Raw genomic sequence first — 21,567 nt, 5'->3', positions numbered from 1 at the left:
CTCAAACAGGATCCGTACGCAACTGCCCCCGCCGGCAGCCAATCGGCCTAGGGGAACAATCATGTCGTGGAAGGGCGATACCTGCTTTCATCGCTGCGCCGAAATGAACTGCATCACCGCAGCATCAAATTCCTCCGAACATTCGATGTTGATGGAGTGCCCACCTTCCAGGTCCCGAATCTCGATATGCGGATGCGCTGCGGAAATCCATCTCCGCGTCGGTTGGAATTGCTTCTCCCAGAGGCCGTTGACCAGCAGGGTCGGCACACGCAGTTCGCCCAGCCTCTCTCGAACCGACAATCGCGGGGTCGCCTCCGCCAGAAGCAAGGCGATGCCATCGATATCCGTCTCGTCGGCATCCCGGCTCAGGAGTTCCCGAATCTCCGGTGGAAATCGCCTGGCGTGGCGAGGGTGATAGGGCAGGCGACGTATTGCGGCGTGACCTTCGCGCCGAATGTCGCTTATCTGCATTTGGTTGCGGCGCTGGTGCGATGGCTTCCAGGCCTCCCGCAGGGCGCCATTGGCATTGGTAAAGACCTGAGCAAGAACCCGATCGGGAAACGTCAGCGCGTACCGCAGCGTCACAGCCGCTCCGAAGCTCTGCCCGCAAATATACCATTTGCTGAGTTGCAACTGCCTGCGGACAGCTTCGATGGTGTCCACCAGGCCCTCGGGCGTGGCGGCGGTCCCGTCCCTTGGCGCTGAGGAAAGGCCGTGCGCCGGCAGGTCCACACGGATGACGCGGAAACGCTCAGACAGGCTCCGGTTCGGCAGCCAGTGATTTCGGCTCGACAGGATGCCGTGAACCAATAGCAACGGCGGTGGTCCCTGATCGGGATCCGCTTCAATGTGTAGCTTCATGGGCTTCCTGCGTTCCTCACTCCACGCGGTATCTATCAGAACGCGGTGCCGATTTTGAATGTACTTATCGGCAAGGGGTGCCCAAACCATTGGTTATGTTACCGCAAGGCCGTTCGCCGCTATAGAAAGCACAGGTGCGGCGTTTGAGTATTATTGAACCACTCGCTGGGTCGAACTGACCACACCGGCCACTGCACGGGAGGACGACATGGCGTCTCTGGTTAGCTGTGAATACCGCGATGGGATCGCGATCGTCACGATCGACAACCCCCCTGTGAACGCCATCAGCCAGGCTGTCCGCGCGGAGCTTCTCGCGTTCGTGCACGACCTCAACCGTAATACGGATATCAGAGCAGCCGTGCTCCGGTGTGCCGGACGCACATTCGTGGCCGGCGCGGATATCAACGAACTCGGCAAACCGCCGCTTGCCCCCGCCCTGCCGGAGGTGGCGGACGCGATCGAAGGCGCCCGCGTGCCCTGGGTCGCGGCCATTCACGGCGCGGCGTTGGGCGGCGGACTGGAACTGTCGCTGGCCTGCACGGCGCGGATCGCCGATGGCCAGGCAAGGCTTGGCTTCCCTGAGGTGACATTGGGCATCATACCCGGCGCGGGCGGAACCGTGCGCCTGCCACGCCTGATCCCGGTATCGGACGCCGTCGAGATGGTGACAGGGGGCAAGCCCGTCGCGGCGACGGCAGCCCTCGCCGTCGGCCTTGTCGACCGCCTGTGTGATGGGGATCTCCTTGCGGCGGCAATAGGCTTCGCCGACGACCTCGCGGCCCGGCCAGGACCACCTCCCCTCATCGACCGCCCTTGCCGCAACGCGGCAGACATGGACTGGCAGGGCAAGGCAACGGTTATCAAGGCGAAGGCGCGCGGTGCGAAAGCGCCGATGGAGGCGCTGGAGGCTCTCAGAGACAGCGCGCATCTACCAGCGCACGAGGCTCTGAAACGGGAAAGGGAGCGCTTCCTGCGCCTGGCCGCTTCCGATGAGGCCGCGGCGCTTCGCTACGCCTTTTTCTCTGAACGCAGCGCGGGGCGCAGCCTGGCGTCGATGGCCAGTGAGCCGGCCGATCTGGCGCGTGTCGGTGTCGTCGGCGGGGGCACCATGGGCGCCGGGATTGCGACGGCGCTGCTTCTGTGTGGCTGCGAGGTTCAGCTTCTGGAGCGCGACGCAGCTGCTGCAGAGGCGGCCCACCGCCGGGTTGGCGAGATGCTGGATGCGAGCGTTGGACGCGGCTCCGTTTCTCGCGAGGCCGCTGACCAGGTACGCAACCGATTGGCGGCAAGCTCTGACGACATGCCGCTCGTTTCCTGTGGCCTTGTTATCGAGGCGGTCTTCGAAGATATCGACGTCAAGCGCGACGTCTTCTCACGTCTTGACGCCATCATGCCACCCGACGCCGTACTTGCGACCAACACGTCCTATCTCGACGTGAATCAGCTCGCCGAGATGACGGTCGACCCTACACGCGTGCTTGGACTTCATTTTTTCGCACCTGCCCATGTTATGAAGCTCCTGGAAATCGTGCGCGGCCGTCACACGGGAGACCGGGCGCTCGCAACAGGTGCAGCGCTCGCCAAGCGGCTGAAAAAGACCGCTGTCGTTTCCGGCGTCTGCCATGGCTTCATCGGCAATCGCATCATGGCGGCCTATCGGCGCGACTGCGAGTTCATGCTGCTCGAAGGGGCGTTGCCGGCGCAGATTGATGCAGCAATGCGCGATTTCGGTTTCGCCATGGGAGTGTTCGAGGTGCAGGACTTGAGCGGGCTGGATATCGCCTGGGCACAGCGCAAAAGCACAGCATCGACTCGAGACCCTTCGCTGCCCTATTGCCACATTGCCGACAGGCTCTGCGAAGCCGGCCGTCTCGGACGCAAGACGAAGAAGGGCTGGTACGACTACGGCGACGGCGGGCAGAAGGTCGATCCCGAGGTGACCCGCATCATTGAGGAGGAGAGAGCAAGGGCCGGCCTAAACGCGCTTTCCATTTCATCCGTGCAGGTCATGCAGCGCATTCTGGGTGTCATGCAAGGGGAAGGACATGCTCTGCTGGCTGAGGGAATTGCCGAAAGCGCCTCAGACATCGACCTGGTGATGCTGACGGGCTACGGGTTCCCGCGGCACCGCGGCGGCCCCATGTACTTGGCCGCGCACGAGAGCCAGCGAACCCCAGGATCTGTACCTGCGGCAGCGATAGGGGCAGCCAGCCCCTTCAAGGACTGGTTAATCAAGCCATGACGACACTCGTAACCATTCCAGGGATCATGTCCGATGCTCGTACTTGGAGCACCGTGGCCGAAGCCGTGAGCCTCGAGGAGGCCACAGTGCATGTCGCCGACATCAGCCGTGACGCCACGATCGAAGACATGGCAGCCCGATCGCTGGCCGAAACGGATGGCGAGTTGATCGTTCTGGCGCATTCGATGGGTGGGCGCGTGGCTCTGGAAATGGGTCGCCAGGCACCAGACCGCATTCGCGCAATGATTCTAGCCAATACGAATGCTGATGGCGTCGGTGAATACGAGCCCGCTCACCGTGAAGCCCGCATCGCAGAGGCCAATGCCGATATGGTCGCCTATGCGCTGGGCTGGGTGCCGAAAGTCATTTCCAACGCAAGCAAGCACAAGCCGGATCTGATTGCTGCTATTTTGAAGATGGTTGAGGACTGCCCGCCTGCGGTTCATGAGCGCCAACACCGCGCTTTGATGGCGCGGCCCGATGCGACAGCGTACTTGCCAGATCTCTGCTTTCCGGTACTGCTACTCACCGGTTCCGAAGATCACTTGGCCTCAAGCGCTTCGAACGAAGCGCTCGCCAGGCTTCTGAAGGATGCCGAGGTGCAAGTCATCGAAGACGCAGCCCATCTCTTGCCCTTCGAACAGCCCGAAGAACTTGTTGCAACTATTCTCCGTTGGGTTCGTAGGAGGGAGATTAAGCTGATATAAGGAGTTCCATGTAGTAGCCGCCTCTCCGCTTGATTGGATGCCTTGACCGCATTGAAAAGATTTGAACCCGGACCCCCACGGTCGACGAACCGCTCTTAGCGGAGTGCACTGACTGTACCTCCTGCGGCTTAGCATGACGGGCACGACGCGCTTGCGTGGGATCAACTGCAGCGCGACAAACAGAGAGACGGGGTCAATTACTCGATTCGCTTGACACCTTCAGCCAACCCCATCGGAGGGGGAACGTGCAAAGGGAGTTAAACCCATCAATGGGCTACTAAGAGCGGAGCACTGATCATGGCGAGACCATGGCCCAAAGTCTGCTGCAGCTTGGTTGCGAGAAACATCAAGTCATCGCGTGCGCGGTGAAAAGGCGGGTTGCGACGGTGAAAAACAGCACGCCGTGGGCCTGGCTACCGTCGAGATGGGTGATTAGCATCTGGAGCAGTTCGTGCTCGGTGATGCCGCTTTCATCGGGCAGGTTTGGCGGCTCGGCAGGATCGACCGCGATTCGGAGTGGGTGGATGTGCAATCGGCGCGCCCGCATAGCGACATGACCAACCGGGCCAACCCGACAACGGAAGTATTCCCCGACAAGCCAGGGCCGGTGATCCGTTACAACGCCGATGGCGAGCGCGAGCTGGTCAATCTGGCCTCGGGCATGCCGTCGCCGCCGACGGTCACAAATGGCAGGCCCGATTACGGCGTCACCAACATTCGCAACCTCGACTCTCCCCATTGGCGCGGCTGGACCGGGGTCAAGAACCGCTGCCTCGTACCGTGGACCGCCTTCTGCGCGAATATGAGGACACGAAGCCGAAGAAGACCGATCGCTGGTTCGCCATCAACGACACGCAGCCACTAGCCTTCTTGGCGGCTTCTGGACGCCATGGAAGGGCGCTCGTGGCTCGATGAAGACCCCCGCGGGTCGGCGAGCACGAACTGTTCGCCTTCTCACCTGCGAGGCCAACTCAGTCGTCAAGCCGATCCATCCGAAAGCAATGTCTATCATCCTGACCGAGCCGGAGGAAATCGAGCTGCGGCTGACGGCCGATTGGAAGGACGCCAAGGCGCTGCAGCGGCCGTTCCCTGCAGAGGCGGTGACGTTGCTGCGGGTTGGCCAGCAAACAGAAGCTGGTCAGCAAGCGACGCTCTTCTGACTGCTCTCAACGCTGGCGGCTGAGTCCCTGGTAGTATCCACCTTCACCGCCCTTCACGACCCGTTGAACCGGTTTCACCCTGCTTGGGAAGCCATATGTGGCGGAATTCGTCCTGATGCCGCCGGTCGCGCTATCGTCGGTTTTCTTGGCGGGCGAAGCGGCTCGGCTCTTCGCATTGATATCAACGCCTTCGTAGTAGTCGAAGGCGGCGAGCGCGGGTCCGAAGCTCGTAAGCGTCCCAAACGAGACGATGGCGGCTGCGATATAGTGCTTGGTAGTCATTGAATTCTCCTTTGTGCGTGTTCGCCATCGCGCTCTGGCTCGGGAGGTGTCAGGGCGCGATGGCGACGAAGTCCGAACAGATGCGAGGGAACCGCGAGGCGTCGGACAGGAGAGACCCTAGAGGTAAGTTGTCGCGTGGTTATGCGAGTGAATGTGCTGTTCGGGGCAAAGTGTATCAACGACGGTTGGGGGCCTTGGATGCTCGTGCCGCCGCAAATTCCCCAATCTAGTCATGTTGCCGGGCAATATGGGGCGTACAACAGAATGCCATCGCCGAGGCCGAGGTTTCGCAGTTGACACTGTTTGATACACTTTTTTGAATGCGGAGCCTGGGTGCTGGCGATATGTGTTTGTAAAGACAACTCCGCCCCGGACTGGAGCGATATGCAACCGACGCCTCACATCGCCGTTGTGGATGATCATCGCGATATTCGCGACCTGGTCGGGAAATATCTCACACAACAGGGCTACCGTGTTTCCGTCGCGGAAAGCGGCGAAGCGCTTCGACGCCTCTTGGAGAAGGGCGCCCCCGATCTCGTCGTGCTGGACATCATGATGCCTGGCGAAGACGGCCTGACCGTCTGCCGTCAGTTGCGCACGACGACGGAGCTGCCGGTCATCTTTCTGACGGCGATGGCAGACGGGACGGACCGGATCGTCGGCCTGGAACTCGGCGCCGACGATTACATCACGAAGCCGTTTAACCCGCGCGAACTCCTGGCAAGGATCCGGGCGGTGCTGCGGCGCGTCAACAGCCTCCCGCCCCAGCGCGGAAGGATCAAGGCCAAATCGATTCGCTTCGACGTCTGGGAACTCGACACTGGCCGCCGGGAGCTCCTCGGGCGCGATGGCGTGAGCGTGGCGTTGAGCACGGCGGAGTTCCGGCTGCTGAATGCCTTCCTGGAGCACCCCGGCCTGGTGTTGAGCCGTGACCAGCTGCTTGACCTGACGGCTGGGCGTGCGGCCGAGAGCTTTGATCGCAGCATCGACAACCAGGTCAGTCGATTGCGCAAGAAGATCGAGAGCGACCCGAAAAATCCATCTTTGATCAAGACGCACTGGGGTGGAGGATACAGCTTCGTGGCGGAGGTAGAAACCTACTGATGCGGTGGTGGAGGAAGAGCCTCGCGGCTCAGTTCATCTGTTTTCTGTTGATGGCGCTTGTGTTGTCGCAAGCGATCGGGTTTCTGATCTCTTGGGACGAACGCGACAAGGCTTTGCGTGCGGCATCGAAGGGTGAATTCTTGAGCCGTACGGCGTCGCTTGCAACTCTGCTCGAGTCCATTCCTCCAGGTTTCCATACCGATGTCCTGCGGGCAAGCGGAACAACGTATACACGCTTTTGGATGTCGGGACACGATCCCGTCGATACGCTCGCCTGGCGAAAACAGGCAGTCGCGCAACTGGAGGAACCGCTACCCAACCTGCTCCCAGCCTATCGCCCGCCTGAGCTAACCTCGGCTGCGCCAGCCAAGACGGCGCCAGCCAAGGGTCTCCAGCTTTTCGAAAGGGCAATTGCCTCTGAGGGCTGGACGCGACTTTCGACTGACGTTTGGAGCCTGCCCCGGTTTGCCAAGTTTCTTCCGCTGGGCGATTCCCACGGCATGGGGCTTGCGGTCCAACTCAGCGATGGGCGCTGGCTGAACTCCGTCTATCGCAAGACGATGCCGAATCCTTTCTGGAACACGCAGTCCCTCGTCTCGCTCGCCGTCACCGCGACAACGCTTGCGTTGATCGGTGTCTTCGTAGCTAACCGCATGGCAAGACCCATGCGCCGGCTGGCCGGCGCCGCGGAGGCTCTCGGCAGAGGCCAATCCGTCGAGCCACTGCCGGAAACGGGTCCCGATGATATCCGCAGGACGACGGAGGCCTTCAACCGGATGCAGGCGCGACTTACGCGCTTCGTCGAGGACAGGACGCGCATGCTCGCTGCGATCAGTCACGATATTCGCACGCCGCTTACTTCGCTGCGTCTGCGGGCCGAATTCGTGACGGATAGCGACGCTCAGCAGAAAATGATGGCGACGATCGGCGAGATCCAGACGATGACCGAGGCAGCGCTTGCCTTCGCGCGCGAGGAGGCCGTGACGGAGGCAACGCGTACCGTCAATTTGACGGCTTTGATCGAAAGCCTCTGTGACGACCTTGCTGACCTCGGGCAGAATGTAACATTTCTCGATAGTCCCAAGATCACCTATCGCTGCCGTCCGGACGGGCTCAGGCGCGCCGTCCGCAACCTGATCGAAAACGCCGTGCGCTACGGCAACGAGGCTCGCGTCCAGCTCAATGAGACGCCCTCCTCCGTTCGAATCGCAATTGAGGATAAGGGGCCCGGGATTCCCGAGGCAGATTTCGAGCGTGTTTTTGAGCCATTCTTCCGACTGGAGTCCTCGCGAAATCGCGAAACAGGCGGCGTTGGCCTAGGCCTGTCGATCGCCCGGGCAACCGTTCGCCACCACGGCGGCGACATCACCCTGTCGCGACTGAAGAATGGCCTGAGCGCGACGATAACGCTTCCCAAGTCGGATCGGGGCGCTTGAAGCGCTGCTACCTTGGCTGTGGATAGGGCGTTCCGGCGGCCCCTTGCGCGGATAGCGGCAACCCTACCGTCCAGATCGGCGACGAGCGCATACCGCATCCCGGCGGTGCAATGGCGATGTGTGCGGCCGCGCCCTTCCCTGATTGGCGGCTTTTCAGCTTGTGTGCCGCTTTGACGATTGCACGCCGTAGGCCTGAGCCGGCGCCAGCTTCAGGCACCGCGCTTGTTTTTCGGCACTTGCTGTCTGAGCCGCGCAAGTCTCTTCGGTAAGGTCAGCCGCCGGAACAATCATCGCGGCGCAAAGGATCGAAGCTGCACTCAGCAGTAAACCCGCTAATACATTCGCCGCTGGCCGCGCACCAGCTTCACGGCGATCACGAAGATACCCAGGCTCACTCTCGACGAGTTTACGTTTCATGCTTCAGAACTTTCTTGAGGGACGATTTGATGGTCGAAGCTTAGCCGCAACTTGTCGCAATATTTTCCCAGATTCTATGGTAATTTGTATCAGCATGTGTCGGACAGCTTATTATGAGGTGCCGGAAATATAATTCAAATCCGAGTAGCGGCCGAATATGCGTCAAAAACAAAGCTCAGCAGAGCCGAAATTCAGCTTGACACTTTCACCAGGGAAACTCGCGCGGGCGGAGCAAAGCGTAGCGCCAAACCAACCGTCGTGGCGTGGGAACTCGATTGCCCTGCGCCTGTGGCACCAGGCCAGCCTGTCTCGCGCGCGGCCTCGTCCAGCATGCTTTGAGATAATTCGTTACAACTCGGCGGTTCCACCGGCAAATCTCTGCGACAAATGACGACTACCTTGGTTCTCGAAGCGATCTCCATCGGAGGCATTCCGCCCTCCCTGCAGCCGCCCGTTCGGAGGACCATTATGAAGAACAAGCATCTGATCTCCGCCTGCATTTTCGGCGTCCTGCTCTGTCCCGATGCGAGTCTGGCACAGGAACCGGCGGCCGCTGCCGAGGGCGAGAGGCTTTTCCGCAGCCGTTGCGGCTCCTGCCACAGTGTGGACCCAGGCGAAAATCGCGCCGGTCCGCATCTCTCCGAGCTTATCGGGCGTGCTGCCGGCAGTGTCGCAGGCGCTCGCTACTCGAAGGCGCTCAGCGCCTCCGGCTTCGTCTGGGATGAGGAACGCCTCCACGCCTACTTGAACAATCCTCGCCAGGCCGTGCCGGGTACGACCATGAGCGTGAGCGTTCGCGATCAGGCGCAACGCTCGGCCATCATCACTTACCTGCAAAATCTTTCGACAGGGCCGATCCACTAGGCATTCCCCGGTCGGTTCAACGCGAATGCCGGCGGTGCGCCGCCGTCGTTTTCCTCGCTAACGATAGGATCATGTCATGGCTCGATTGACGATAAACGGCCGAACAAGGGATATCGAAGTGGATCCGGAGACGCCACTTCTCTGGGTGCTCCGTGAGCAGGCGGGCCTCACCGGCACGAAATTCGGCTGCGGGGTTGCGCAATGTGGCGCCTGCACCGTGCTTATCGACGGCGTGGCGACGCGTTCCTGCACCCTGCCGGCAAATGCGATCGCGCAGGATCAACAGATCGTCACGATCGAGGGCCTGTCCGAGGACGGCTCTCATCCGGTCCAGCAAGCCTGGCTTGCGCTCGACGTTCCGCAATGCGGCTACTGTCAGGCCGGCATGATCATGGCGGCTGCCGCCCTGCTCAACAACACTCCGAAGCCCACGGACGACGACATCAGCGCGGAAATCACCAATATCTGCCGATGCGGCACCTATAACCGCGTCCGTGCGGCGATCAAGCTCGCAGCGGAAACCATGAGCACGTCTCAGAAAGGATGAGGGCCAGACCATGACAGTTGCAATCTTGTCGCGCCGCCGCTTTCTGATCGGCACCGCCGCTGCGGCCGGCGGCTTCTCGCTGGGCTTTCACCTGCCTTTTCCTGCACAGGCCCAGGAGAGAAACGCCATCCTGCCTGAGGTGAATGCCTGGGTCCTCATTCATCCGGACGACACCGTCGTCGTCCGGATTGCCCGCTCCGAAATGGGTCAGGGGACCCTCACCGGTCTGGCGCAGCTCGTCGCCGAAGAGCTCGAATGCGACTGGTCGAAAGTCACCACAGAATATCCGACACCCGGTGAAAGCCTGAGGCGAAATCGCATCTGGGGCAATTTCTCGACCGGCGGCAGCCGAGGAATTCGGGAATCGCACGAATATGTGCGCCAGGGCGGAGCCACCGCGCGCGAAATGCTCGTCGCTGCGGCCGCGACGCTCTGGAAGGTCCCGGTGCAGGAATGCTCGGCGGCGAACAGCGTCATTACCCACAATCCCTCCGGCCGGACCGTCACCTACGGCGCCGTTGCTTCGCTCGCAGCGCACATGCAACCGCCGGCCAATGTGCGGCTGAAGGATCCGAAGGACTGGAAGATTGCCGGCAAGCCGTTGCCGCGGCTCGATACGCGCGACAAGCTGACGGGCAAGCAGGTTTATGGTGTCGACCTGCAACTGCCGGGCATGCTGAACGCCTCGATCAAAGCCTGCCCGGTCTTCGGAGGGAAGGTGGCAAGCTTCGATGCCGCAGCCGTCTCGGGCATGCCGGGCGTTCGGAAGGTCGTTCAGGTCGATGAAACGGCCGTTGCCGTTGTTGCCGACACGTGGTGGCAGGCGCATTCCGCCCTTAATGCGCTGCCGATTGTTTGGGATGAAGGCCCGAACACCAACGTCACCAGCGAAACGATTGCCGCGATGCTGCGAGAAGGTCTGGACGCAGAAGACGCAGTCGTTGGCACGGCGATTGGGGACGTTCGGGCAGCACTTGCCGAGAGCGCCAAGGTCGTCACGGCTACCTATTCTTTTCCATACCAAGCCCATGCCACCATGGAGCCCATGAACGCGACGGCGCGATATACGACGGATAAATGCGAAGTTTGGGTGCCGACCCAGAATGGAGAGATGAGCCTTGCCGCCGCGGCCGAAGCATCCGGCCTGCCGATGGAGCAATGCGAGGTCTATAAGCTCCACCTCGGTGGCGGCTTCGGCAGGCGCGGCAACTATCAGGAATACGTCCGCCAGGCCGTAAAGCTCGCCAAGGAACTCCCGGGTACACCGGTGAAGCTTATCTGGTCGCGCGAAGAGGACATGCTGCACGGCGCGTACCATCCGGTGACGCAATGCCGCTTGCGAGCAGCAATCGACAAGCAGGGCAACGTGTCCGCCTTTCACATGCGGATCAGCGGGCAGTCGATTCTCTGGTCGCTGCGCGCCGAGGTGCGCGAGACCGGGCGCGATCCGGCCGTGTTCCAGGGTCTGAACGACGGCGGTGCCGAAGGCGCCTTCGGCTATACCATCCCCAATCTGCTGATCGATCATGCGATGCGCAATCCCCCAGTTCCACCGGGGTTCTGGCGCGGGGTCAATCTCAATCAGAACGCTCTCTACGTCGAGTGCTTCATGGACGAGCTCGCCCACGAGGCCGGCATCGACCCGCTCGAATTTCGGCGAAAACTGCTGGTCAACCATCCTAACCACCTTGCCGTTCTCGACGCAGTCGCCGAACGGATCGGTTGGGAAAAGCCGGCCGGAAACGGTATCCATCGCGGCCTTGCCCAGATCATGGGCTTCGGCAGCTACGTGGCAGCCGCGGCGGAAGTCTCGGTCAGAGATGGCCAACTCAAGATCCACAGGATCGTTGCCGCGACGGACCCTGGCCACGTCGTCAATCCCGCCCAGGCCGAGCGCCAGGTCGAGGGCTCGTTCGTCTACGGTCTTTCCGCATGTCTGTTCGGCGAGTGCACGATCAATGGCGGTCGCGTCGAACAGGAGAATTTCGATACCTACGAAGTCATGCGTATGGACCAGATGCCGGCTGTGGAAACCATTCTCATGCCATCGGGGAATTTCTGGGGCGGCGTCGGCGAGCCGACGATCGCGGTGGCGGGACCCGCGGTTCTGAATGCGGTCTTTGCGGCCACTGGCAAGCGCATCCGACAATTGCCTTTGAAGAACAACAGCCTCGGCGTTTGATGGGTGTTGGCGAGGGCCGCATCGCGCGCTGCCGAGGCGCCCTTCAACGACGCTGTATGAGACCGCCGGTTGGGGGCGTCCGGATGATCTGTCCTCTCGGCGCAAGCCTCAGGGGCGAAAACGAGGCTCCGACGCGACCGCGGGTGACGGTGCCGCAGCCCATGGCGGGTCAACCCCGCAAGCTGACTTGGGCGGCGGCGCCATGGGCGCACCTCGCCAATGATCTGCCGCTCGAGATAGAGGATTGTCAGCTCGCCCAAGTGGCCGAGCGTTACTTGGAGGTTCGAGAGCGGTTGAACACCCCGACCATGACGATGCGAAAGGACTGGATGAGCTCAATAGCTACCCGCCGGGCCCCTCCTGAGTTCTTGGTAGCTCTGAGACCGAGGCCGAAGGTAAGAACACCAACTCCCCCTTTTTTACCCAAAGTCCTTCCACCTCATCCAACGTGAACCCAATCAGATTGCGGACTAGCGACGATTTTGGGCACTTGCATCTTCCTACAATTTCGTTGCCCGAGCGCTGCCATTAAGATCCGGTTCTCCGATCTGAACAGTCAGGGTCGAAACACAGAGCGAATGGCAACAAACTGAAATTTCCACCGATGGTCGACGACCGCAGACTCTCACTGTCCCTGAGGACGCTCCACGCCGCGAAGCATCGCGAGGACCTTCACCCCGCATTGCGCAAACTTTGCGTGCGACACGGCCTGTCGCACATGACATTGCTTGTGGTTTGCAACGGAGGCAGGTCGGGTTGGTACCCCGACTACTGCACGACATATCCAGATACGTGGACTGAGATATACATCGACAAGGGCTATTTCGACATAGACCCGGTGATTGACGTCGTCCGTTGGGGGTTCCTCCCGGTGGACTGGTCCTCTCTCGATCGGCGGTCAGCACAGGTTTACCGATTGTTTAAGGAAGCGCGTTCCCACGATATCGGCCCCTATGGCTTGACGATCCCCATCCGAGGCTCGAAAGGCGAACGGTCTCTCTTTTCCGTGACCTCGAACCTGCCCAAGCGCGATTGGTCGCGGCTACGCGCTTCGAGCATTCACGAGCTGCAGATCCTTTCCCACTATCTTCATGAGACGATGCTGTCTGCAAGCGGTCTTCGAGAGATTGGCCGCTACCGGAATCTCTCCAGGCGCGAAAGCCAGTGCCTTCAGCTTCTTGCAACAGGTCGGATTTCCAAACAAATAGCGGCGGATCTAGGCATCTCTGAAAACGCGGTGAAGTTGTACCTGCGATCGGCAAGGCAAAAACTCGGTGCTTTTACAAGTTATCACGCCGTTGCCAAGGCAAGCTTCCTCGAGTTGATCAAAATCTGACCGCGCCCGATCGCATTCGCGGCCCGTCCCTCTCTTTCGACATTCCCGGAACGGTCAACCTCCCCAATTAGGTAGATTGGCTACCCGCTCCTCTGGGTCCACAGATGAGATCAGAAGTTCATGCATGGCAGATGCGGGCGGCAAATAAAACATCTCGACGATGGCTGAGACGAAGCACGCCACCCGACGGCTATATCGGGAGGTAGCGATGGTGGATCGAACAACTATTGAACACTGGCGGAATGCTCCCCGACTTACCGCGTTGGCAGAGTTCTTCGAAAGAACCGCCAGGGGAAAGGGTGGAGCACCGGATCTTGCCGAACCGAAAATCGACATGAGCCTGCTCGACTTTGATCTCGAGAGCGCAATTTTCGCGGATACGCATCGGCGTCTTTGGGGCCATTTTGACAGCCATTACTTTGCCAGTATTCCCTATAGGCTTGAAGAGGAGTGCCGTCTGGGTGCTGCACTACTTTCCTTCGCCTTAAGGACCTGGGCGCGCAACGCCTCCCCAACGACAATATACACGCTGGGCACGGGCACCGGTTGCCTCGCGCGCACGCTCGCCACGCTTGGCGATGGTCGCATCGAGGCGCTCTGCTGCAGTCCAACCGCAGCCAATCGAGCGTCGTTCTTCTCGAACCGGGGAAGCGAGCACGCGCACTTCTTCCACGGCCCATTCTTTGAGTTGGACGACGATCGATACGCGACCGACAAGGATCTTCTCCCATTTCGGGGCGGCTTCGACGTGCTGTTGGAAGACACGACGTTTCAGATGTACGACCGCGATCGGCTAAAGCAGCTGGAGTTCGTCGTGCCTCGCATACGGCCTGGCGGTCTCCTCCTGCAGGTGCAGAAGCTCGCGCATGAAGACCGCGATATCTATGAGGAACGCGAGCGGCAGAAGGACGAGCTTTTCAAGTCCCGATTCTTCTCCACAGGTCACATCTCCAAGAAAAAAGATGAAGTCCTCAACACGATGACGGATCTTCAAGTCGATCTGGCGACCACGGTAGCCGCTCTGCGGGCGTTTTTCCGATACTCAGTGCTGACCTGGAACAGCGGGAATTTCTACACCATCGTGTCATCCAACTCCCGCGCTTCCATGTTGGAACTGGTTTCGCTGATGGTGAAGCCGGCAATTCCACCGAACTATTGCTACGAACGTTTGCCAGCGGCGATCGTCGATACCGAGGCAGAGGCCTTGGCTCCTGATCTGACGTGGCGTAGCGCGAATACCATGGTGCTGCTCGCCCCGAAGCTCGGCGTCATGAAATGACGACAATCGGAAAGGCCGGCGAGCATTGCAGCGCAGCCGACGTGCGCCGCACTTTGTCTGCCTTGATGCCGCATCTTACCGCCTATTGGGGAAGTCCCCTTCGACACTACGCGTCGGTTGCCCATGACGTCGAGAAATTCCATTCCGAGTGTTGCGCGCGTCGCCATGCAATGGAGCTGCTATGCCGTTGCGTCGAGCGGGCAGCTCTCAGATCCGGTTACGACCCTGAGGAAGCTCGAAGCGCCAGCCTTCAGTTGATGGGGTCACCGATACTGCAGACCGGTCCGCATTGCCTGCTGCTGATCGAGCCGGATGCGTTCTACACGCATCTGTTCAGCCTGCTAGGCCTGCAGGCCCATGGCCGCGAATGGTACATTACCTATCATGCCTCGACGGTCAGTTTCTCGGAAAAGGCAAAGAAGGGTCCGGGCTGGCTCTGGCTTCAAGACGAGCCCCTCAACGTCTTCGGCTTACCCCGGAGCCGAATGGATTCATACAGCATCTGCGGGTCGAATGGTCCCTATCGATTCGCGCTCTCGAATGCCAAAGGCGATCCGGCACCAAACGCCACTGCCGCCGGCCTCCTCGGCGAACTGCCGTCGGAGGAATTTGGTTCTGCGGCCGACGCAATCAGGGCGGCCAATCAAACCCTCTGGCGCGGCAATCTCCCCTCCCCCATCAAGCTGCTTCAGCTCGATGATTTCGACATCGCAGACCTGATCGCCGACTATCTCGAAGACGCTGGATCCTGGATGTCGGCTCATTTCATCGGAGACGGAAAGGTCGCCGAGAGCATCCTGGATGCCATGGATCGCCTGAACATTGGACCGTGGCAGGGTTGGGTCCGCAGGACGACCGATCTCTTCTGGCGCATGGAAAAAGGGAGGATTGTTCCGCTTCGCCTCCAGGACAACGCCCTCAGGGCCACGTGTCCGTCGGACTTCGAAGTGAAGTTCCGGCCGGACAGCATCGCAGCGGCGCTTCGGCAGCGAGCGATCGTGCCGAGCCTCTATACTGTGTTCCTGGTGACTTCCATTTTGCCCGGCGTGAGAGCGCTTGGGGGATGTCGCCAGACGATCTACTACCCGCTTATGCGCTATCTCGCCGCCATCGGGCTTGAGCGATCGGGTGATTTCGATTTCCTGACCGAAATGCGTGAAGACGACCAACCTGGGCTTTGGGGCCATCGTGTCTTGAAGCCTCTCAACGGCAATCCCTTCCGGGAGATCAAGCTCTTCAGAGGAGTCGAGACGCCTCTTGAAACATACGCGGCGATGCCTTTGGTGCAATCGAGCGGTGACCTCGCAAGTTTCATCAGGGATCCGATTTGGACGGACCTTTCAGGGCACATCGCCAGCGGAGCTATCACCTTGGGGTCCGAGGAGTGGCAGTGGTCGGGCTCGTGATCGAGGATTCTGAGCGGCTTCGATGCTGGGATTTCGTCCGGCCTGACCTGGAACTTTTGTTGGAGGTCGATGTGTCGATTGAAGAAGAGGCGGTAATCAGACGCCTGTCAGTCCGGGACGTAGACGTGTTTCGCCGCATACGCCTGGAGGCGCTTTCACATGAACCGCTTTCGTTTGCGAGTGTATATGGCGATTGGGTCCATCTCTCCGACCGCGAATGGCGCCGACATCTCGACCAGCCAGTTTTCGCCGCATTCTTGAATGGTGAGCCCGTCGGCATGATGGGGCTAAGATTTGAGCCTGCAAGGAAAATGGCGCATCGCGCGAGGCTTGTCAGCGTGTATGTGCGGAAAGGCGAACGAGGGACCGGGCTGATCGTGTCCCAAGGAGTGGTGTAGCTTCGGTTGTCACCGTACTTTCCGGCTTGGGCCGGGAACGGATCAGTTTGCCGCAGCAGGCAGGCTGATGAGCGGATCATCGCTCATTGTAGCGATTGTCTCAAGGGACAGGTATCTGGATCGCTGAACGGCCCACTCGTCATTCTGCTCGAGCAGCAACGCACCGACGAGGCGCACTATGGCATCGTCGTTGGGGAAGATGCCGACGACCTCGGTGCGCCGCTTGATCTCGCCGTTCAATCGCTCGATGGGGTTGGTCGAGTGCAACTTGGTCCAGTGGGCCTTGGGAAAAGTCATGTAGGCGAGCACGTCCTGCTCGGCGCTGTCCATGAGGGTTGCAAGCTTCGGCACCTTTGGCCTGATCTGGTCGGCGACGTTGCGCCATTGCTGGCTGGCGGCCTGCGGTGTGTCCTGGGCGAAGGCGGTGGCGATGAAGGCCGAGACGACGCGCCGGCCGCTCTTGCCGGCATGCGCCAGGGCATTGCGCATGAAGTGGACCCGGCATCTCTGCCAGGTCGCCGATAGAACCTTGGAAACGGCTGCCTTGATCCCTTCATGTGCATCGGAGACCACGAGCTTGACGCCGCCGAGGCCGCGTCTTGTCAGCTTTCGGAGGAACGCCGTCCAGATCGGCTCGGCTTCAGATGTCCCGATCTCCATGCCCAGAACCTCGCGCCGGCCGTTGGTGTTGACGCCGACGGCGATGATCACGGCGACAGAGACGATGCGCCCGCCACGTCGGACCTTCAGGTAGGTGGCGTCGATCCAGAGGTAGGGCCACTCGCCCTCAATGGGCCTGTCGAGGAAAGCCTTTACCTTGCCGTCGATCTCTTCGCAGAGCCGGGAGACCTGGCTCTTGGAAATGCCGCTCATCCCCATCGCCTTGACCAGGTCGTCGACCGAGCGGGTCGAGACGCCCTGGATGTAGGCTTCCTGTATGACGGCGGTCAAAGCCTTCTCGGCCATGCGCCGCGGTTCGAGGAAGCTCGGGAAGTAACTGCCTGACCGAAGCTTGGGGATGCGCAGCTCGACAGTTCCGGCACGCGTCTCCCAATCACGATCTCGATAGCCGTTGCGCTGGGCGAGCCGAAAGGCGTTCTTCTCCCCATAGCCCGCGCCGGTCTTCGCGCCGACCTCCAGCTCCATCAGCTTCTCGGCGGCAAAGCCGATCATCTCGCGCAGCAAATCGGCGTCGGCGCTCTTCTCAACAAGCGAGCGCAGGTTCATCATATCGTCGGTCATCGGTGATCTTTCCATCAGGTTGGTCTTCAACAACCCGACCCTACCGGAAAAACACTGGTGACCGCCGATCCCCTCCTACACCACGCCCTGGGACATCATCACCGGGCTTGCGGCAACCCTTTTGCATGAGGTTACGGAGCATGCACGAGACCGCGGAGCACTGCAGCTGGAGCTTGCCGTAAATGCCGAGAATTCGGCAGCGATACGCTTCTATCAGCGTCACGGATTCCTAGAGGTTGGCCGCATTCCGAACGGCTTCCTGGGTCACGATGCGGAGAATGACGAGTTGATCATGGTCCTGCGCTTGAAGAGATAACCATTTCCGTTCGTTTCACTTCACTCGCCTCATTAGGCCAATTGACGGACATTTGTTTTAGTATGAGTTCAGCTGAGCTTGCGTCTAACATGGCTACCTGTTCGTATGGGTCTCACGGAAGAGTCGCGGCGTCACCCCGAAGCGTCTTTGGAAGACCTGCGTGAAGCGTGCGGTCGGCGCAAGCCCCACCCTCCTTGCGATTTCCTTCAACGGAAGTTCTTGGGAGAGCAAGATACGCGCCGCGTCCAGCCGCACGGTCTCGATATACTGTGCCGGCGTCTCGCCGATCGCGGCGACAAACCGTCTGTAAAACGTCCGCTCCGAGAGGCCAACCCTGGCCGCAAGGCTTGGCACATCCAGCGCGGTATCGAGATTGGCTCGTGCCCACACCAGGAGATCTGCGAGAGGAGCATCGGCTTTCGCCTGGGCAAGCAGCAGCGGGCTGAACTGAGACTGATAGCCGGGACGGCGTGCGTAGAGGACTAGGCGCTTGGCGACCCGACTGGCAAGCGCGCTGCCGAGATCCTCGCTGACCATGGCGAGGGCCATGTCAATACCGGTGGTCACTCCCGCCGATGTCCAGACGTTGCCGTCGACGACATAGAGTGCATCGGCGTCGACCGTAAGGGAGGGGTAGAGTCGCGCGAGCGCTTCGCAGGCGCTCCAGTGTGTGGCAACACGCTTACCATCCACCAGTCCCGCCGCTGCGAGCACAAAGGAGCCGGCGCAAACCGACCCGAGTCGTCTGACGGACGAGGCACTCCGCGACAACCACCGCCCTAATTCCGGCGTCCGGGTTGCTGCCGTGACCGCGCCGGCTTCGGCCCCGGCCACCAGGATTGTGTCAACCTCTCGTGGCACCTTCGCCAGTGCTTTGGTTTCGACGACGACCCCGCTGCTACTCGGCACCGCACCGCCGGTCGGCGAAGCCAAATGCACGGCATAGCGTCCAGGCTCTCCATCCTCTGCGAGTGCGTGGTTGGCGGATGCGAAAACGGAAGCCGGGCCGGTCGCATCCAGCAATTCGAAGTCTTGATAGACGGCAATGACGATATGATGCAGCACTGGCAGGATTTACCATCCTTTTGTCATTCCTGCCAACTCTATGTGCCTGCTAGTGTTCACACTAGTGGTCGGCCAAGGACCGCGCCACCGCAGGGAGGAGTAATCATGACTGAAGCATCGGAACCATCAAAGTCAGCGCCCGAATCCCCCACGTCGGGCTGGGAGTCGATACAATGGTGGCCCACGGCTATCGGCCTGGCATTCGCGGCTTTCGTTTCGATCGATCTGCTCAATGGTTCGGAGCACGGCACGGAATTGGCTGCGATCGTCGTCGCCTCGGGCCTCGTGTACCTGGCAGCCGCTGCCTTGGAGATTCCGTGGGTTTCCTGGCCGGTATTCCTGCTATCGGTGGCAGTGATCACCGTCGCAAGGTTCGGCCTCATACCGTTCGATGCGACATGGGCGATGCTTATCCTCGCCGCCCTCTTTGCGGTCTATGGCGTGATCCGGGCTCTGAGACGTCCTAACCGCGAACTGCCGCTGCAAGCCATCGCAATGAGCGCCTTCGGCGGTTTAGCCACCGTGGCCCTCTTCATCAGCCCCTTTGTGGGAGCGCTCCTGGTAGCGGCGGGACTGGTCGCGCATGCCGGCTGGGACGTCTATCACCACGTCAAAAACAAAGTCGTCGTACGGTCGATGGCCGAGTTCTGCTTCGTGCTGGACACTGCTCTCGCGATCGTCATAGTCTTAGCAACACTGAGAGGCTGAGAAGACTGAGACGGGCACCCCGCCGTAGGTTACGGCGGTGAGGTTGATCTCGATGCGCTCGCGTTGCGACGCCCTTCGACAAACCGGCGCAGTGTCCGCTGTGACGCAACCTTGTCCTGGCCTTGACCCAAAAAACTACAACGCCAACTCGCGGCGCAATGCTTCGAGACGCTCCATGGCAACCACGCCGTCTGCGATCGTCGGGGCCGAAGTTTTATGTCCCGCTAACGCCGGGATAACGTCGGCGAGCAGCGAATGGTAACCCTTTGGGTCCTCGTTGGAGGCCGCAGTGAAGTTGGGTTTCCAGATTAACGTGTCGACGGCATCGTCAAGCGTGGCAGCGGGATCGTCGACCTTAAAGGGCGGGTTGCGGTTCCAGCGTACCTCGATGACGTTGTCGACCTCGATGCGCTGGTGATCGCCCATAATTTCGATGCGTTCGACGGGCGCGCCGCGCGATTGCGCGGTGCCCATGGCGATCGTGCCGATGGCGCCGCATTCGAAATCGAAGTTCACATGGAAGAGCACCTTGCCCCTGCCCTTCTCGACCTTGCGCGCCGTCAGCTTGGTGACCGGCGAGACGAGGAAGGAGACGAGGTCCATGTAATGCACACAGTGATGCAGGAAGAAGCCGGTATAGTCGACATTGCCTGCGAAATAGCCGGGCGCGGTCATGTAGTAGCCGGTAAGGCCGTAGATTTCGCCGAAATGACCAGAGCGCAGGATGTTTGCCGCGATCTTGTTGCCGGCTGAATAACGCTTCATGAAGCCGAGAAGCAGCGGCTTGCCCGACTTTTTCGAGGCCGCGAGCAGTTCGCGTGCCCCGGCGGCGCTACCGGACGGCGGCTTTTCCATGAAGACGGGAAGGCCCCGCTCCAGCGCCATCTTGCCGAACAGGAGATGCTGGTCCGGCCCGACCGCCATGCCGACGGCGTCGATGTCGGAGCGGCGTATGAGCTCCTCCGCATCACTCGTCAGTTTTGAGACGCCGAACTGCCGCCCGGCGGAGGTCAGACGATTGCCGTCGATATCGCAGAGCGCGCCGATCTGCACATCATGGCGAACGAGTTGCGGAAGCAGCATCTGAGTGGCGTGGACGCCGCAGCCAATCCAACCGATCTTGAGTGTCATCGACGATATTCCGTAAGCAGGATGTGGGACTTGATGAATGCGGCACTCGCGGCGAGACGTTCGCTCTCGTCCTCGTGCGGAGCACGCCACTGCGCAAAGGGAACACCGAAGCGATCGTCGTTGCGACGGAAGGGCTCGAGCGAGATCGGGCCGCCATAACCGATATCATGGAGCGCGCGGAATACCTCGACCCAATCCGTCGCCCCGGTACCGGGAAAGCCGCGGTGGTTCTCGTTGGCCTGAAAATGCACGACGCGCTTTCCGCCGAGTCGGATCGCCTCGGCAATGGAGGCTTCCTCCATGTGCATGTGGAACGTGTCGAGCATGAGCTGGATGGCTGGATGATCGACAGCGTCGAGCAGTTCAATCGCCTGCTGCGTGGTGCAGAGCACGTCGCTTTCGAACCGGTTGAGCGGCTCGACCGCCAGTACGACGTTCAATCTGGCAGCATGATCGCCCGCTTCCTTCAGGCCCGCGACGCAGCGAGTCTTGCGGGAAAAGCGCTCCTCCTCGCTCACCGGCTGCGGCGGCCGACCGGCAAAGACGAGCGGGTTGCCCGTGAGCGGGCCGCCAACGATCGTGGCGCCGAGAGCTGCGGCGCAATCGGCCGCATATTTGAGGTAGTCGACGCCGGCGCGATGCGCGCCCGGATCATCCGACGAAAGATTGCGCTGCAGGTTGACGCGGGCGGCGAGAACGACCTGGAGCTCGGCAGCCTCGAGGGCATGGCGCGCCTCCTCCAGGTCGAGCTCGCCCGGTTCAGGCACAAGAAGCTCGACGAAATCGTAGCCGAGCCTTTTCATCTCGGAAAACAGCGGGAAATGCTCCGACGTAAACGGCCGCGCATATTGCATGGAGATCAACCCGACGGGATTCATTGTCTG

19 protein-coding genes and 2 pseudogenes are annotated in these 21,567 nt (G+C 60.8%); 15 read left to right on the top strand and 6 right to left on the bottom strand.

Annotated features, from left to right (window positions below; translation table 11 throughout):
- Positions 1 to 87: 87 nt before the first annotated feature.
- Positions 88 to 951, bottom strand: a complete 864-nt coding sequence (locus ACTJKL_RS22570) for an alpha/beta fold hydrolase (RefSeq protein WP_440853850.1) — start codon at positions 949 to 951, stop codon at positions 88 to 90.
- 118 nt (positions 952 to 1,069) lie between these two features.
- Between ACTJKL_RS22570 and ACTJKL_RS22565 the strand changes: the two genes are divergently transcribed.
- From ACTJKL_RS22565 to ACTJKL_RS22550, 4 genes are all read left to right on the top strand, one after another.
- On the top strand, positions 1,070 to 3,103 hold the full coding sequence (locus tag ACTJKL_RS22565) for a 3-hydroxyacyl-CoA dehydrogenase NAD-binding domain-containing protein (RefSeq protein WP_411933460.1): 2,034 nt from the start codon (positions 1,070 to 1,072) through the stop codon (positions 3,101 to 3,103).
- Positions 3,100 to 3,810 carry an alpha/beta fold hydrolase gene (locus ACTJKL_RS22560; protein WP_411933461.1) on the top strand — a complete coding sequence of 237 codons (711 nt, stop codon included), beginning with the start codon at positions 3,100 to 3,102 and terminating at the stop codon, positions 3,808 to 3,810. The genes ACTJKL_RS22565 and ACTJKL_RS22560 overlap by 4 nt, the downstream gene beginning before the upstream one ends.
- Positions 3,811 to 4,261: 451 nt before the next feature.
- The gene (locus ACTJKL_RS22555) at positions 4,262 to 4,675 is read left to right on the top strand and encodes an SOS response-associated peptidase family protein (RefSeq protein WP_440853849.1); all 414 of its coding nucleotides are present in this window, start codon (positions 4,262 to 4,264) and stop codon (positions 4,673 to 4,675) included.
- Positions 4,644 to 4,970 carry an SOS response-associated peptidase family protein gene (locus ACTJKL_RS22550; RefSeq protein WP_411933496.1) on the top strand — a complete coding sequence of 109 codons (327 nt, stop codon included), beginning with the start codon at positions 4,644 to 4,646 and terminating at the stop codon, positions 4,968 to 4,970. The genes ACTJKL_RS22555 and ACTJKL_RS22550 overlap by 32 nt, the downstream gene beginning before the upstream one ends.
- A gap of 6 nt (positions 4,971 to 4,976) precedes the next feature.
- On the opposite strand, the gene ACTJKL_RS22545 is transcribed toward ACTJKL_RS22550, so the two are convergent.
- Positions 4,977 to 5,252, bottom strand: a complete 276-nt coding sequence (locus tag ACTJKL_RS22545; RefSeq protein WP_411933463.1) for a hypothetical protein — start codon at positions 5,250 to 5,252, stop codon at positions 4,977 to 4,979.
- Between the two features lie 384 nt (positions 5,253 to 5,636).
- Between ACTJKL_RS22545 and ACTJKL_RS22540 the strand changes: the two genes are divergently transcribed.
- The 9 genes and pseudogenes from ACTJKL_RS22540 to ACTJKL_RS22500 all read left to right on the top strand — a co-directional run.
- A complete protein-coding gene (locus ACTJKL_RS22540; protein WP_275598373.1) occupies positions 5,637 to 6,356 on the top strand; it encodes a response regulator in 720 nt (239 codons plus the stop codon).
- Positions 6,357 to 6,598: 242 nt separating this feature from the next.
- On the top strand, positions 6,599 to 7,792 hold the full coding sequence (locus tag ACTJKL_RS22535) for a sensor histidine kinase (protein ID WP_440853848.1): 1,194 nt from the start codon (positions 6,599 to 6,601) through the stop codon (positions 7,790 to 7,792).
- Positions 7,793 to 8,677: 885 nt separating this feature from the next.
- Positions 8,678 to 9,073, top strand: coding sequence for a c-type cytochrome (locus ACTJKL_RS22530; protein ID WP_102762932.1), 396 nt, complete (start codon positions 8,678 to 8,680; stop codon positions 9,071 to 9,073).
- 76 nt (positions 9,074 to 9,149) lie between these two features.
- Complete coding sequence (locus ACTJKL_RS22525) at positions 9,150 to 9,620, top strand: (2Fe-2S)-binding protein (RefSeq protein WP_411933468.1); 471 nt, start codon at positions 9,150 to 9,152, stop codon at positions 9,618 to 9,620.
- A 10-nt stretch (positions 9,621 to 9,630) separates the two neighbouring features.
- Positions 9,631 to 11,802, top strand: a complete 2,172-nt coding sequence (locus ACTJKL_RS22520) for a xanthine dehydrogenase family protein molybdopterin-binding subunit (RefSeq protein WP_411933469.1) — start codon at positions 9,631 to 9,633, stop codon at positions 11,800 to 11,802.
- Positions 11,803 to 12,406: 604 nt separating this feature from the next.
- Entirely contained in the window at positions 12,407 to 13,138 is a 732-nt protein-coding gene (locus ACTJKL_RS22515) for a helix-turn-helix transcriptional regulator (protein WP_440853847.1), read from the top strand.
- A 208-nt stretch (positions 13,139 to 13,346) separates the two neighbouring features.
- Positions 13,347 to 14,417, top strand: coding sequence for a class I SAM-dependent methyltransferase (locus ACTJKL_RS22510; RefSeq protein ID WP_411933471.1), 1,071 nt, complete (start codon positions 13,347 to 13,349; stop codon positions 14,415 to 14,417).
- Positions 14,414 to 15,823, top strand: coding sequence for a hypothetical protein (locus ACTJKL_RS22505; protein ID WP_440853846.1), 1,410 nt, complete (start codon positions 14,414 to 14,416; stop codon positions 15,821 to 15,823). The genes ACTJKL_RS22510 and ACTJKL_RS22505 overlap by 4 nt, the downstream gene beginning before the upstream one ends.
- A gap of 59 nt (positions 15,824 to 15,882) precedes the next feature.
- Positions 15,883 to 16,197 (top strand): annotated as a pseudogene (locus ACTJKL_RS22500) (GNAT family N-acetyltransferase); the annotation flags it as partial.
- Between the two features lie 66 nt (positions 16,198 to 16,263).
- Here the strand turns inward: ACTJKL_RS22500 and ACTJKL_RS22495 are convergent.
- Entirely contained in the window at positions 16,264 to 17,463 is a 1,200-nt protein-coding gene (locus tag ACTJKL_RS22495; protein ID WP_440853845.1) for an IS256 family transposase, read from the bottom strand.
- 100 nt (positions 17,464 to 17,563) lie between these two features.
- Here ACTJKL_RS22495 and ACTJKL_RS22490 point away from each other — a divergent pair.
- Positions 17,564 to 17,779: pseudogene (locus tag ACTJKL_RS22490) on the top strand (GNAT family N-acetyltransferase); the annotation flags it as partial.
- A gap of 93 nt (positions 17,780 to 17,872) precedes the next feature.
- Here ACTJKL_RS22490 and ACTJKL_RS22485 read toward each other — a convergent pair.
- Positions 17,873 to 18,844, bottom strand: a complete 972-nt coding sequence (locus tag ACTJKL_RS22485; RefSeq protein WP_440853844.1) for a GlxA family transcriptional regulator — start codon at positions 18,842 to 18,844, stop codon at positions 17,873 to 17,875.
- Between the two features lie 105 nt (positions 18,845 to 18,949).
- Between ACTJKL_RS22485 and ACTJKL_RS22480 the strand changes: the two genes are divergently transcribed.
- Positions 18,950 to 19,552: a hypothetical protein gene (locus tag ACTJKL_RS22480; RefSeq protein WP_127712749.1), complete on the top strand. Its 603-nt coding sequence runs from the start codon at positions 18,950 to 18,952 to the stop codon at positions 19,550 to 19,552.
- 135 nt (positions 19,553 to 19,687) lie between these two features.
- Here ACTJKL_RS22480 and ACTJKL_RS22475 read toward each other — a convergent pair whose 3' ends face one another.
- Both ACTJKL_RS22475 and ACTJKL_RS22470 read right to left on the bottom strand, forming a co-directional pair.
- Positions 19,688 to 20,683, bottom strand: coding sequence for a Gfo/Idh/MocA family protein (locus ACTJKL_RS22475; RefSeq protein ID WP_440853843.1), 996 nt, complete (start codon positions 20,681 to 20,683; stop codon positions 19,688 to 19,690).
- On the bottom strand, positions 20,680 to 21,561 hold the full coding sequence (locus ACTJKL_RS22470; RefSeq protein ID WP_411923431.1) for a sugar phosphate isomerase/epimerase family protein: 882 nt from the start codon (positions 21,559 to 21,561) through the stop codon (positions 20,680 to 20,682). Before ACTJKL_RS22470 ends, ACTJKL_RS22475 begins: the two co-directional genes overlap by 4 nt.
- Positions 21,562 to 21,567: the final 6 nt, after the last annotated feature.

The sequence above is a fragment of the Sinorhizobium sp. 22678 genome (assembly GCF_052044265.1).
GTDB lineage: Bacteria > Pseudomonadota > Alphaproteobacteria > Rhizobiales > Rhizobiaceae > Sinorhizobium > Sinorhizobium meliloti_A.
This window is presented reverse-complemented; position numbering and strand designations above follow the sequence as displayed.